Below are 12,434 nucleotides of genomic sequence, written 5' to 3' on the forward strand. Positions count from 1 at the left end.
TCACCCCGCCGGCACGAACGCGATGCCGCCCACCGAGGCGGCCGGCCGCAGCAGCGGCATCGCCCAGTGGTCGACCAGCAGGAAGGCGAACAGCGCCATCAGGTAGACGATGGAGTAGTTGAACACGCGCATGGCGAAGAACTCGTCCGGCGGGTTCAGCAGGCGCCACGCGTACCACAGGAACACCGAGCCCAGTACCAGCGCGCCGCCCAGGTAGAAGAAGCCGCTCATGCCGAACACCACCGGCAGCACGGTCACCTCCACCAGCAGCACGGTGTAGAACAGGATCTGCCAGCGCGTGTAGGTCACGCCGTGCGTCACCGGCAGCATCGGCACCAGCGCGCGCGCATAGTCCTCGCGGCGGAAGATCGCCAGCGCCCAGAAATGCGGCGGCGTCCACACGAAGATGATCAGTACCAGCAGCAGCGCGTGCGGCCAGTCCCACTCGCCCTGCATGCCGGTCATCGTGGCCCAGCCCAGCAGCGGCGGCGCCGCGCCGGCGATACCGCCGATGACGATGTTCTGCGGCGTCGCGCGCTTCAGGAACACCGTGTACACCACCGCGTAACCGATCAGCGACGCGAAGGTCAGGATGGCCGTAATCGTGTTGACCCACAGCACCAGGATCGCCATCGACAGCGCGGCCAGCACCAGTGCGAACGCCAGCGCCTGCCACGGCTTCACCTGGCCCTGCACCAGCGGACGCCACGAGGTGCGCGCCATCTTCGCGTCGATGCGCGCATCCAGCAGCTGGTTGATGGCGGCGGCGCTTGAGGCGGCCAGCCAGATGCCGAGGAAGCCCAGCGCGCCGCGCAGCAGTTGCCCGCCATCGGGCAGACCCTCGATGGCCAGGCACATGCCCACCAGCGCGGTGAACACGATCAGCGCCACCACGCGCGGCTTGGTGAGGTCCCAGTACTGGCGGAGCGTCGAGGCCATCATTCCGGCCTGCGCAGGCGTGCGAGCAGCGAGACCATCGTGAACAGCAGCAGCACGGCGCCAGCGTTGTGCGCCACGGCGACCGGCAGCGGCAGGTTGAGCCTGACGTTGAGGATGCCCAGGGTGACCTGCGCGACGATCAGCACGATCAGCGTCAGCGACCAGCCGCGCATGCCCGGGGTGCGGAACAGGCGCAGCGCCAGCGCCAGCACGTACAACGCCACGACGACCGCCATGGCGCGGTGGGTCAACTGGATGGCGATGCGCGAAGCGCCGTCCAGCACGCCGCCCTCATAGTCCACGCCGATGCCGCGCCACAGCACGAAACCTTCGCGGAAGTCCGCCGGCGGCAGCCACTGGCCCACGCACTTGGGGAAATCCAGGCCGCAGGCCAGCGCTGCGTAGTTGGCGCTGACCCAGCCGCCCAGCGCGATCTGGATGCCGAGCAGCACCAGGCCGCCGGTCAGCCAGCGCCGCAGCACCCGGGCGTCGGCCAGCGTGATGGGCCGGTCGGTCGCGCGCCACGCCATCCACACCAGCAACGAGAACGTGGTCAGGCCGCCGAGCAGGTGGCCCATCACCACGATGGGCTTCAACAGCCACGTCACCGTCCACATGCCGAGCAGCGCCTGGAAGATGATCACCGCCAGCGTCAGGGTGGCGGCGCGCGCCAGGTCGATGTTCGACCAGCGCAGGGCTGCGAACAGCAGGATGGCTTCACCGAGGATCGCCAGCGCCGACGCGGCGACGTGTTCGCCATGCATGTACAGCGGGATGGCGGCACCGACCAGCCCGGCGGCCGCCAGGATCTGCGCGACACCCCAGCGGCGACGGCGCGCGGCCAGCACGGCCAGCACCAGCACCAGCACGCCCAGCGACGCGGCGATGTGGCGATGCACCTGTTCGCGCCACGCCTTGTGGGTCTCGAACGGACGGATCTCGCTGGCCACGTGCGAAGCCGCTTCGTCGACGGCCTTCGGCCATGCAGCGCGCCCGTAACAGGTCGGCCAGTCCGGGCAGCTCAGGCCGGCATCGGACAGGCGCACGAACGCGCCGAACACGACGACGCACAGCGTCAGCGCGACCGCCAGCCAGGCGATGCGGTGGAAATGTCGGTAGATCACGGGGCGCGCAACAGCATTCATCATGGTCTGCGGTTCGTTCGGGAGCTCAGATGAGCTTGATCAGCTTGGCGACGTCGGTACGCAGGTGGCCAGGGTCGAAGCCCGGGGCGTAGCGCAGGATGACGAAGCCGTGGGGATCGATCACGTACACCGGCGTGCCGGCGGCATCGTCCACCTGCGGAAGGCGCGCGCGCAGGGGATCGTCGGCCCGGATCTGGCGCAGCGCCGTGTGGCGCGGCGCCTGCGCCGGGTAGTCGCCGATCCACAGGATGTCGACTTCGTCGGCGTTATGGCCGAACAGCTGCCAGACCTTGTCCAGGTCCCGCGCCAAGGTCAGGCACGCGTCCGCGCAGCCGGGTGCGGGTGCGGCCACGATGCGCCAGCGGCGCTCGGCGGGCTGCCAGGCGTACGTACCGCCATCGGCGAGTGCAGGGGCCAGATCGCGTGCATCCGCGGGCGGCTGCAGCAGCTGTCCATGGTTCTTGTGCCCGGCAGGCTGCCAGCCGGAGAAGCGCAGCATGCCGGCCCCGAACACGGTGCCGAAGAACAGAGCGAACAGGCCGACGAGCATCCACCGCCCGCGACGCCGCTGGGCGGGATCGAATGGTTTGGGGTCCATGGGCGGCATTTTCTCATGCCCGGGCGCTCATTGCCCCTATGCCGACGCCGAACAACACGGTCCCGCAGGCCAAGCCCGCTGGATGTCGTACAAGGCCGCTCGATGGCCGTTCGTGGTGAGCCTGTCGAACCAGGCTCTTGGCAATGATCGACCCGTCACGGCAGCCCGGCCTGCCGTGGAAAACGGAGGCCGGCAGGCTCACTGCAAGCCGATCGCGTTTCCAGAGCGTCCGGGCATGGCGGGTCGAAGATGTCTACCGGCCCTGTCTACCGGCCCGCCGGCTGCGCCAGGTCAGGACCAGCGCCGTGATGAACACCGCAGCGCTCAAGCCGAACCACTGCACCGCGTAGCCCACGTGGCGTTCCGGCGGCAGCGTGTTCGGCAGGATGTCGAGATCGCGGGCGTAGCCCAGCGGCAGGTCCGGGTCCAGCTTCAGCACGCGCGGCGCCAGCGCCGGCAGGGACAGCGCCTGCGCCAGCGCCTCCCGCTGCAACGCGATCACCAGCAGGTTGCCGTCCGCCAACAGCGTGGGCGAGGCCTGGGCGATGCCTTCCGACGGTGGCGGCACCAGCAGGCCGGCGATGCGCTGCGGGCCCCGCAGCGGGGCCACGGCCGGCATCGTGCGGTCGCCGGGCACGGGCAGCCAACCCAGTTCCACCAGCAGCGGCTCGCCGCCGCCCGCGGGCAGGAACACGCGGTAGGCGCGCACGCCCGGCTGGCGGTCGCGCGTCTGGTTGTCCAGCAGGATGGCGGGGCCGGGCAGGAACTCGCCCTCGCCCATCACCCAATCGTAGGCCTGCCGCCGCGACGCATCCGCGGCCAGCGCCAGCGCCTGCGGCTGACGCTCGGCCAGCACGCGCCCGGTCTCGGCCAACATCGCCTCCTTCTGTTCGGCCCGACCCCACTGCCAGGCACCCAGGCTGCCGAACAGCGACATGGCCAGTACGGCCAGGGTCCAGCCGATCGGCAGCGGCATGCGCCGGCTCATGGACTGCGTCCGAATGTCGCACCCACCCCGGGCTCACGCCGGGGAAGCGATAATGCCGGCCTCATTGCCCGCGCCCCGCCGAGGACGCCATGAACGACTCGCTGAAAACCCTGCTGATCATCGCCTTCCTCATCCTTATCGTGTGGAACCTGGGCGCCGGCCTGTACTACATGCTGGTGGACAAGAGCGAGAGCAAGCGCACCGTCAACGCCCTGACCCGGCGCATCGCCCTGTCCGTGGGTCTGATCCTGCTGGTGGTGCTGGCCATCAAGATGGGCTGGATCCAGCCGCATGGGGTCAATCCCGGCTGACGCCGACCGGGATTCGGCAGCAGGATTCGGGATTCGCAAAAGCAAAGAGCGACGGTCCACCGTCGCTCTTTGCACATCCGTGATCCGCACGTGCGAATCACGAATCCCGAATCACCATCCCGGCTCTTACAGCACGTAGACGAACAGGAACAGGCCCAGCCACACCACGTCCACGAAGTGCCAGTACCAGGCCACGGCCTCGAAGCCGAAGTGGTTGTCCTTGCTGAAATGGCCCTTCGCGCAACGGAACCAGATGATCGCCAGCATGATCGTGCCCAGGGTCACGTGCAGGCCGTGGAAGCCGGTCAGCATGAAGAAGGTGGAGCCGTAGATGCCCGAGCCCAGCGTCAGGTTCAGTTCCTTGTAGGCGTGGATGTATTCCTCGGCCTGGAAGAACAGGAACGTGCAGCCCAGCAGCACGGTGGCGCCCAGCCAGATCAGCAGCTGACTACGATTGCCGGCCTTCAGCGCGTGGTGCGCGATGGTGATGGTCACGCCCGAGGTCAGCAGGATCAGCGTGTTGAGCAGCGGCAGGCCCCATGCGGGAATGGTCTGGAACTGACCGCCCACCTGGCCCGGGCCGGCGCTCGGCCACGCCGCGGTGAAACCTTCCCACAGCAGGCTGTTGGTCATCACGCCGTCGCCCTCGCCGCCCAGCCACGGCAGCGCCAGCGTGCGCGCGTAGAACAGGGCGCCGAAGAAGGCGGCGAAGAACATCACTTCCGAGAAGATGAACCACACCATGCCCATGCGGAAGGACACGTCCACCTGGCGGTTGTAGTTGCCGCCCACCGACTCGCGGATGACGTCGCCGAACCACATGAACAGCGTGGCGCAGAGCATCAGCACGCCGGCGTAGAAGGTCCACATGCCCCACGAGATGTCGTTCAGCCAGCTGGCCACGCCGACCATGGTGACGAACATGGCGATGGAACCCACGAACGGCCACTTGGAGCTGTGCGGCACGAAGTAGATGTTGGCGTCTGGCGAATGGGTTTGTCCCATGGCGTGGCTTCCGGTTGCTGAGCGTGATCAGGGTGCCGCGAGCGGCGAGGGCGATGCATGGCCCTTGCCGATCTGCGCGGTCAGTGCATCGTTCTTGAAGAAGGTATACGACAGGGTGATCGTCTTCACCTCCGCCGGCAGGTCCGGATCCACGATGAAGCGGACCGGCATGTCGCGGCTTTCGCCGGGCTGCAGGGTCTGGGCGGTGAAGCAGAAGCACTCGGTCTTGGTGAAATAGCCCGACGCGCGCGCCGGCGCCACCGACGGCACCGCGCTGCCCACGATCGGGCGCTCGCTGTCGTTGCGGGCGAAATACTTGGCCTCGTACAGCTCGCCGGGCACCACCTGCATGGTGAGTTGCTCGGGATGGAAGGCCCAGGGCAGCTTGGAGTTCACGCCGCCGTCAAACTGCACGGTGACCGTGCGCCTGGCCTTGGCGGCCGCGACGGCGGCGGCCTGACCGGGACCCTGCTCCAGGCGGATGCCGAACACCTTCTCGCAGGCGATGCGGTACAGCGGCACCAGCGAGAACGTCAGCACGAACACGGCCACGGCCACGCCCACCAGCTTGAACAGCCCGGCCGAGTTGGACGGGGACGCGCTCATGCGCCCAGCACCGCGCGGCCGATGAAGGCCACGAAGATGGCGAAGGCGATGCCGCCGATCACCCACGCGGTCCGCAGCACCGCCTTGCGGCGGCGCGCGACTTCCTCGGGGGTCAGGACGGGGGCGTTCATGGCGCGAGGGTCGACCGTATCAGTGCGTCACGTCGCCGTGCGCCAGGTCGCCGTCCTTGATGACCGGCGGCGTGGTGAAGGTGTGGTGCGGCGCCGGCGACGGCACGGTCCACTCCAGGCCCTTGGCGTTTTCCCACGCGCGGGCGTCGGCCTTCTTGCCGCTGCGCAGCGAGGACCACAGGATCGCGGCCATCATGAACGGCGTGACGAACATGCCGAACGCGCCGATCGAGCTGATCAGGTTCCAGTCCGCGAACACCGGGTTGTAGTCCGGGATGCGGCGCGGCATGCCGGCCAGGCCCAGGAAGTGCTGCGGGAAGAACAGCAGGTTGACGAACACGATGGTCCACCAGAAATGGACCTTGCCCCAGAACTCGTTGTACATGCGGCCGGTCCACTTCGGCCACCAGTAGTAGGTGGCGGCGATGATGGAGAACAGCGCGCCGGTCACCAGCACGTAGTGGAAGTGCGCCACCACGAAGTAGGTGTCGTGGTACTGGAAGTCCGCCGGCACGATGGCCAGCATCAGGCCAGAGAAGCCGCCGATGGTGAACAGGATGACGAAGCCCACCGCCCACAGCATCGGGGTTTCGAAGCTCAGCGAGCCACGCCACATGGTGCTGACCCAGTTGAACACCTTCACGCCGGTCGGGATGGCGATCAGCATGGTGGCGAACATGAAGTAGATCTCGCCGCCCAGCGGCATGCCCACCGTGAACATGTGGTGCGCCCACACGATGAACGACAGGAAGGCGATCGAGGCGGTCGCGTACACCATGGCCTGGTAGCCGAACAGCGGCTTGCGGCTGAAGGTCGGGATGATTTCCGACACCACGCCGAACGCCGGCAGGATCATGATGTAGACCTCGGGGTGGCCGAAGAACCAGAAGATGTGCTGGTACATCACCGGGTCGCCGCCGCCGGCCGCGTTGAAGAAGCTGGTGCCGAAGAACTTGTCGGTCAGCAGCATGGTCACCGCGCCCGCCAGCACCGGCATCACCGCGATCAGCAGGAACGCGGTGATCAGCCAGGTCCAGCAGAAGATCGGCATCTTCAGCAGGTCGATGCCCGGCGCGCGCATGTTCAGCACCGTGGCGATGATGTTGATCGCGCCCATGATCGAGCTGATGCCCATCATGTGGATGGCGAAGATGGTGAAGGCCACGTTGTAGCCGCCCTGCAGCGACAGCGGCGGATACAGCGTCCAGCCGCCCGCGGGCGCGCCGCCCGGCAGGAACAGCGACATCAGCAGCAGGCTGAAGGCGAACGGCATGATCCAGAAGGACCAGTTGTTCATGCGCGGAAGCGCCATGTCCGGCGCGCCGACCTGCAGCGGGATCATCCAGTTGGCCAGGCCCACGAAGGCCGGCATCACGCCGCCGAAGATCATGACCAGCGCGTGCACGGTGGTCATCTGGTTGAAGAACTCGGGGGTGACCCATTGCAGCCCCGGCACCATCAGTTCGGCACGGATCACCACCGACATGCCGGCGCCGATGATGAACATGATGAAGCTGAAGATCAGGTAGAGGGTACCGATGTCCTTGTGGTTCGTGGAGAAGAACCACCGCTCGATGAAGCCCTGCTGGTGACCGTGGTGATCGTCGTGATGGTCGACGGCGGAGTTGGCCATGTGCTTGCTCTCTTGCAGCTGATGCGTGCGGTCGATCAGCCCTGCGCCGACGGCGCGGGGGTCTCGGCGATGGGGGCGGCGTCGGTGGCCGGCGCGTCGGTAGCCGGCGCGGCTTCCGGCGCGGCCGGTGCGGGTTCGGCGGCCGGGGCGGGCTTCTTGGAGGCCAGCCACTGCTCGAACTCGGCCTTCGGCACGGCCTTCACGACGATCGGCATGAACCCGTGGTCCTTGCCGCACAGCTCGGCGCACTGGCCACGGTAGATGCCCGGCTCCTTGATGTCGGTCCAGGCCTCGTTGACGATGCCGGGGATGGCGTCCTGCTTCCAGCCCAGCGCCGGCACCCACCATGCATGGATCACGTCATCGGCGGTGATGACGAAGCGGATCTTGGTGTTGGTGGGCAGCACCAGCGGATTGTCGACATCCAGCAGGTAGTGCGGGTTCTTGGCCAGGTCGGGCTGCTCGCCGCTCTGGCGGATGCGGTCGGATTCGCGGTCCAGGCGGCTGGTGAAGGACACGTCCTCACCCAGGTAGTCGTACTTCCACATCCACTGGTAGCCGGTGACCTTCACGGTCATCTCGGCGTCGCGGGTGTCGTACATGGCGATCAGCTTGGCGGTGGCCGGCCAGGCCATCACCACCAGGATCAGTACCGGGATGACGGTCCAGATGATCTCGGCGGTGGTGTTGTGGCTGAACTGCGCCGGGACCGCGCCCTTGGACTTGCGGAACTTGAACATCGCATAGCCCATCGCGCCGAACACGATCAGGCCGATCACGATGCAGACGATCAGCGCCACCATGTGCGCGTCGTAGGCGTGCTGGGACGAGGCGGTGACGCCCTTGCCCATGTTCAGCTGCCACGGCTTCGGGTCCGCCGACTGCGCCCACGCCAGCGCCGGCATCGCCAGCAGCATGCACGCCATCACCAACCGCTTCCACATCCCATTCACTTGCGTCATTGCCTAGACCCCAATGCGTCATCGGTTGCGGCCGCTCGCGGCCGCCAGTAGATCCTGCAGCGTGTCCGCCAACTCCCGGCGTTCGGCCGGACCCAGGAAACCGCCCACCTGGACCTGCCTGCCGCTGGAAGCCAGCGAAACCCGTTCGCCTCCCCGCTCGATGCACAGCCGCACCCAGTAGGGATGCGCCCGGAACACCGCCCCGGACCGGGAGGTGGTCACCTCCACCGCCTCGGGACCGATGCGGATCTCCTCGCCCCGTTCGCCGCCGCGCCACAGCGCGCGCAGCGCCAGGGCGAGGATGACCGAATGGAGCAATGCAAAAGCCGGCGCGAAGGCGTTGCCTCCCCACCAGCCCAGCATGGCGACGATCCACATCGCGCCCGACAGCACGGCGAACAACAGGATGAACTGGCGGCGCGAAAGCGCCCTCGGTGGCCGCAGCCTAAGCCGCGCACCGTGTCCGTCCCACGTTGACGGCACCACTTCGATCATGTCGTCCGCCACACGATCCGGGCTGCGGAAAACCGCCAAATGGTAGCCCCGGCCACACTTTGCGGCAAGTTGCATTGATCCTGGACAAGGCGCGCCGGACCGTCATGCCCGCGCCGGCGCGGCATTCCGGAGGCATTCCGCGACCGCCATCACCGCGCGGACAAGCGCGCCTGCGGCCCCCTGCAGAGGGCGGGCGACGGGCATATCCGGGCCGACCTTGCGGCCCTAAACTAATGGACTGCCTTTGGACTGCCTTGCCGTCATGTCGAGCCCCTCCCCCTTGCCGTCGTCCGCCGCCCCGCCCGCGGACGGCATCATCGCCCCCGAACTCCCCGCACCGCCGTCGCCGCTGCGCGCCGCCATCACGGCTGCCTGGCTGCGCGACGAGACCGAACACGTGCGCGAACTGCTGGAGCAGGCCCGCCTGCCCGCCAGCGAGCAGGCCCAGGCCCAGCGGCTGGCCGTGGACCTGGTGAAGCGGGTCCGCGCCCGCGCCCAGGACCAGGGCGCCATCGAGGCCTTCATGCGCCAGTACGACCTGGGCAGCGAGGAGGGCGTGCTGCTGATGTGCGTGGCCGAGGCCCTGCTGCGCATCCCCGACCAGGACACCGCCGACAAGCTGATCCGCGACAAGCTGGGCGATGCGGACTGGGAGAAGCACCTGGGCCAAAGCGACTCCGTGCTGGTCAACGCCTCCACCTGGGGCCTGATGCTGACCGGCAAGCTGGTCAACCTGAACGACCTGACCCGCGCCGACGTGCCCGGCGCGCTCAAGCGCCTGGTCGGCCGCGTGGGTGAACCGGTCATCCGGCTGGCCGTGCGCCAGGCCATGCGCATCATGGGGCACCAGTTCGTCATGGGCCGCACCATCGACGAAGCCCTGTCGCGCAGCCGCAAGGGCGACAACGCCGACTACCGTTACTCCTTCGACATGCTGGGCGAGGGCGCGCTGACCACGAAGGACGCCGCCCGCTACCTGGAGGCCTACCGCCAGGCGATCCATGCGATCGGCCGCACCGGTCCCTTCACCGACGTGTTCGCTGCGCCCAGCATCTCGATCAAGCTGTCCGCCCTGCATCCGCGCTACGAGCACGCCAAGCGCGCACGGGTGATGAAGGAACTGGCCCCCGCCATCCTGGAGCTGGCGCAGCTGGCCAAGTCGTACGGGATCGGTTTCACCATCGATGCCGAGGAAGCCGACCGGCTTGAGCTGTCGCTGGACCTGATCGAGGCCACCTTCTCCGACCCGTCGCTGGACGGTTGGGAGGGCTACGGCCTGGCCGTGCAGGCCTATCAGAAGCGCACGCCGTACGTGATCGACTTCCTGGCCGACCTGGCACGGCGCGTCGGCCGCCGCATGCCGGTACGCCTGGTGAAGGGCGCCTACTGGGACGCCGAGATCAAGCGCGCGCAGATCGACGGCCACCCGGGCTACCCGGTGTTCACCCGCAAGCCGAACACCGACGTGTCGTACCTGGCCAACGCGCGCCGCATGCTCGACCAGGGCGATGCGCTGTACCCGATGTTCGCCACCCACAATGCGCAGACGATCGCGGCAATCCGCTCCATCGCGCAGGGCCGGCCATACGAGCACCAGAAGCTGCACGGCATGGGCGACGACCTGTATGCCGAAGTGGTGCCGAAGCATCGACTGGACATCCCGTGCCGCGTCTATGCGCCGGTCGGTTCGCACGAGGACCTGCTGCCGTATCTGGTGCGCCGCCTGCTCGAGAACGGCGCCAACAGCAGCTTCGTCAACCGCATCACCGACGAGAACGTGGCCATCGAGGACCTGGTGCGCGATCCGGTACAGACGGTGTCGGAATTCGACGCCATTCCGCATCCGCGCATCCCGCTGCCGGTCGACCTTTTCCGGAGCCAGCCGGCTCCCATCCAGAATTCAGACAGGGACAATTCCATGGGCGCCAACCTCGCCAACGACAACGACCTGCGCGTGCTGGCCGAGCGCGTCAACGCCGCCGTCAAGCCGTGGCGCGCCGCGCCGCTGGTGCCGGGCGCCGTCGTGTCCAGCATGGCGCTGCCGGTGACCAATCCCGCCGACCGCCGCCAGACCGTCGGCGAGTGGCAGCCCGCCGACAGCGGCACCGTCGAGAAGGCGCTGGCGAACGCGGTGGCCGCGCAGCCGGCCTGGGACCGCACGCCGGCCGCCAGCCGCGCGGCGATCCTCGAACATGCCGCCCACCTGCTGGAACAGCGGATGGCCGACTACATCGCCCTGTGCGTGAAGGAGGCCGGCAAGACCATCCCCGACAGCGTGGCCGAAGTGCGCGAAGCGGTGGACTTCCTGCGCTATTACGCCGCCCAGGCGCGCGCGCAGTTCGGTGCGCCCGAACAGCTGCCCGGCCCCACCGGCGAGTCCAACCAGCTGCAGCTGCAGGGCCGCGGCGTGTTCGTCTGCATCAGCCCGTGGAACTTCCCGCTGGCGATCTTCCTGGGCCAGGTCAGCGCCGCGCTCGCCGCGGGCAACAGCGTGATCGCCAAGCCCGCCGAACAGACAAACCTGATCGGCCATGCCGCGGTGAAGCTGCTGCACGAGGCCGGCATTCCCGAGGCGGTGCTGCAGTTCCTGCCCGGCGACGGCGCCACGGTCGGCGCCGCGCTGACCCAGGACCCGCGCGTGGCGGGCGTCGCCTTCACCGGCTCCACCGAGACCGCGCGCGCGATCAACCGTGCGCTCGCTGGCCGTGAGAGCGGTCCGATCGCCACGCTGATCGCCGAAACCGGCGGCCAGAACGCCTTCATCGCCGACTCCTCCGCACTGCCGGAACAGCTGGTGAAGGACGCGATGGGCTCGGCCTTCACCTCCGCGGGCCAGCGCTGCTCGGCCGCGCGCGTGCTGTTCGTGCAGGACGACATCGCCGACAAGGTCATGACGATGCTGGCCGGCGCGATGGACGAGCTGAAGGTCGGCGACCCCGGCCTGCTGTCGACCGACGTCGGCCCGGTGATCGACGCCGATGCGCTGAAGATCCTCGAGGACCACGCCGCGCGCATGGCCAAGGAAGCGCGCCTGATCAAGCAGGCCAATGCCGGCGAGGACACCGCGCATGGGACGTTCTTCGCGCCGCGCGCATGGGAACTGACCTCGCTGGACCAGCTGCACAAGGAGATCTTCGGACCGGCCCTGCACGTGGTGCGCTGGAAGGCCGATCAGCTGGATGCGGTGATCGACCAGATCAACGCCACCGGCTACGGCCTGACCCTCGGCGTGCACTCGCGCATCGACGAAACCATCGACCGCATCGCGGCGCGGGTGAAGGTGGGCAACGTCTACGTCAACCGCAACCAGATCGGCGCCGTGGTCGGCGTGCAGCCGTTCGGCGGCCAGGGCCTGTCCGGCACCGGCCCCAAGGCCGGCGGCCCGCACTACCTGCCGCGCTTTGCCACCGAAAAGACCGTCACCGTCAACACCACGGCCGCCGGCGGCAATGCGTCGCTGCTGACGCTGGGCGACTGAGCCGTACGCGATACGCCCGTCGGCGATCTTCGAGCCCCGCTCCGGCGGGGCTTTTCTTTTGTGCCGTCCATGACCAACCGCACTGAATCCATCGGCGCGGAGAGGTGATGCTGCGCGTGCGCCTCGCCATCGCTGACCCTTCA

12 protein-coding genes are annotated in these 12,434 nt (G+C 68.1%); 2 read left to right on the forward strand and 10 right to left on the reverse strand.

The annotated features are described in order from the left end of the window. The 4 genes from cyoE to V8246_RS11505 all read right to left on the reverse strand — a co-directional run bounded on the left by cyoE (position 1) and on the right by V8246_RS11505 (position 3,670). A complete protein-coding gene (gene cyoE, locus V8246_RS11490; RefSeq protein WP_336189261.1) occupies positions 1 to 939 on the reverse strand; it encodes a heme o synthase in 939 nt (312 codons plus the stop codon). Next, positions 939 to 2,084: a COX15/CtaA family protein gene (locus V8246_RS11495; RefSeq protein WP_336189515.1), complete on the reverse strand. Its 1,146-nt coding sequence runs from the start codon at positions 2,082 to 2,084 to the stop codon at positions 939 to 941. The genes cyoE and V8246_RS11495 overlap by 1 nt, the downstream gene beginning before the upstream one ends. 25 nt (positions 2,085 to 2,109) lie before the next feature. Beyond that, on the reverse strand, positions 2,110 to 2,682 hold the full coding sequence (locus tag V8246_RS11500; RefSeq protein ID WP_336189262.1) for a hypothetical protein: 573 nt from the start codon (positions 2,680 to 2,682) through the stop codon (positions 2,110 to 2,112). Between the two features lie 253 nt (positions 2,683 to 2,935). Further along, positions 2,936 to 3,670 (reverse strand): SURF1 family protein, encoded by a 735-nt coding sequence (locus V8246_RS11505; protein WP_336189264.1) that lies wholly within the window; start codon positions 3,668 to 3,670, stop codon positions 2,936 to 2,938. An 89-nt stretch (positions 3,671 to 3,759) separates the two neighbouring features. On the opposite strand from V8246_RS11505, the gene V8246_RS11510 reads away from it, so the two are divergent. After that, complete coding sequence (locus tag V8246_RS11510; RefSeq protein WP_162108604.1) at positions 3,760 to 3,981, forward strand: twin transmembrane helix small protein; 222 nt, start codon at positions 3,760 to 3,762, stop codon at positions 3,979 to 3,981. Between the two features lie 126 nt (positions 3,982 to 4,107). Here V8246_RS11510 and V8246_RS11515 read toward each other — a convergent pair whose 3' ends face one another. The 6 genes from V8246_RS11515 to V8246_RS11540 are packed head-to-tail and all read right to left on the reverse strand — an operon-like array spanning position 4,108 to position 8,813. Further along, a complete protein-coding gene (locus tag V8246_RS11515; protein ID WP_336189265.1) occupies positions 4,108 to 4,986 on the reverse strand; it encodes a cytochrome c oxidase subunit 3 in 879 nt (292 codons plus the stop codon). Positions 4,987 to 5,013: 27 nt separating this feature from the next. Next, positions 5,014 to 5,592 carry a cytochrome c oxidase assembly protein gene (locus tag V8246_RS11520; protein ID WP_336189266.1) on the reverse strand — a complete coding sequence of 193 codons (579 nt, stop codon included), beginning with the start codon at positions 5,590 to 5,592 and terminating at the stop codon, positions 5,014 to 5,016. Beyond that, complete coding sequence (locus V8246_RS11525) at positions 5,589 to 5,723, reverse strand: hypothetical protein (protein ID WP_260618863.1); 135 nt, start codon at positions 5,721 to 5,723, stop codon at positions 5,589 to 5,591. The genes V8246_RS11520 and V8246_RS11525 overlap by 4 nt, the downstream gene beginning before the upstream one ends. Before the next feature lie 19 nt (positions 5,724 to 5,742). Next, positions 5,743 to 7,356, reverse strand: coding sequence for a cytochrome c oxidase subunit I (gene ctaD, locus V8246_RS11530; protein WP_336189267.1), 1,614 nt, complete (start codon positions 7,354 to 7,356; stop codon positions 5,743 to 5,745). Between the two features lie 35 nt (positions 7,357 to 7,391). Continuing rightward, the gene (gene coxB / locus V8246_RS11535) at positions 7,392 to 8,300 is read right to left on the reverse strand and encodes a cytochrome c oxidase subunit II (RefSeq protein ID WP_336189516.1); all 909 of its coding nucleotides are present in this window, start codon (positions 8,298 to 8,300) and stop codon (positions 7,392 to 7,394) included. A gap of 36 nt (positions 8,301 to 8,336) precedes the next feature. Beyond that, positions 8,337 to 8,813, reverse strand: coding sequence for a DUF2244 domain-containing protein (locus tag V8246_RS11540; protein WP_336189269.1), 477 nt, complete (start codon positions 8,811 to 8,813; stop codon positions 8,337 to 8,339). A gap of 262 nt (positions 8,814 to 9,075) precedes the next feature. Between V8246_RS11540 and putA the strand changes: the two genes are divergently transcribed. After that, on the forward strand, positions 9,076 to 12,291 hold the full coding sequence (gene putA, locus V8246_RS11545; RefSeq protein WP_336189270.1) for a bifunctional proline dehydrogenase/L-glutamate gamma-semialdehyde dehydrogenase PutA: 3,216 nt from the start codon (positions 9,076 to 9,078) through the stop codon (positions 12,289 to 12,291). The last annotated feature ends 143 nt before the right edge of the window (positions 12,292 to 12,434 follow it).

Origin of the sequence: Pseudoxanthomonas sp. F11, assembly GCF_037046485.1 — a bacterium.
Taxonomy (GTDB): Bacteria; Pseudomonadota; Gammaproteobacteria; order Xanthomonadales; family Xanthomonadaceae; genus Pseudoxanthomonas_A.

Bases quoted from the DNA above. Each gene is read 5' to 3' on its own strand.
- cyoE (WP_336189261.1), bottom strand. From the start codon at position 939: ATGGCCTCGACGCTCCGCCAGTACTGGGACCTCACCAAGCCGCGCGTG.
- V8246_RS11495 (WP_336189515.1), bottom strand. From the start codon at position 2,084: ATGAATGCTGTTGCGCGCCCCGTGATCTACCGACATTTCCACCGCATC.
- V8246_RS11500 (WP_336189262.1), bottom strand. From the start codon at position 2,682: ATGGACCCCAAACCATTCGATCCCGCCCAGCGGCGTCGCGGGCGGTGG.
- V8246_RS11505 (WP_336189264.1), bottom strand. From the start codon at position 3,670: ATGAGCCGGCGCATGCCGCTGCCGATCGGCTGGACCCTGGCCGTACTG.
- V8246_RS11510 (WP_162108604.1), top strand. From the start codon at position 3,760: ATGAACGACTCGCTGAAAACCCTGCTGATCATCGCCTTCCTCATCCTT.
- V8246_RS11515 (WP_336189265.1), bottom strand. From the start codon at position 4,986: ATGGGACAAACCCATTCGCCAGACGCCAACATCTACTTCGTGCCGCAC.
- V8246_RS11520 (WP_336189266.1), bottom strand. From the start codon at position 5,592: ATGAGCGCGTCCCCGTCCAACTCGGCCGGGCTGTTCAAGCTGGTGGGC.
- V8246_RS11525 (WP_260618863.1), bottom strand. From the start codon at position 5,723: ATGAACGCCCCCGTCCTGACCCCCGAGGAAGTCGCGCGCCGCCGCAAG.
- ctaD (WP_336189267.1), bottom strand. From the start codon at position 7,356: ATGGCCAACTCCGCCGTCGACCATCACGACGATCACCACGGTCACCAG.
- coxB (WP_336189516.1), bottom strand. From the start codon at position 8,300: ATGTGGAAGCGGTTGGTGATGGCGTGCATGCTGCTGGCGATGCCGGCG.
- V8246_RS11540 (WP_336189269.1), bottom strand. From the start codon at position 8,813: ATGATCGAAGTGGTGCCGTCAACGTGGGACGGACACGGTGCGCGGCTT.
- putA (WP_336189270.1), top strand. From the start codon at position 9,076: ATGTCGAGCCCCTCCCCCTTGCCGTCGTCCGCCGCCCCGCCCGCGGAC.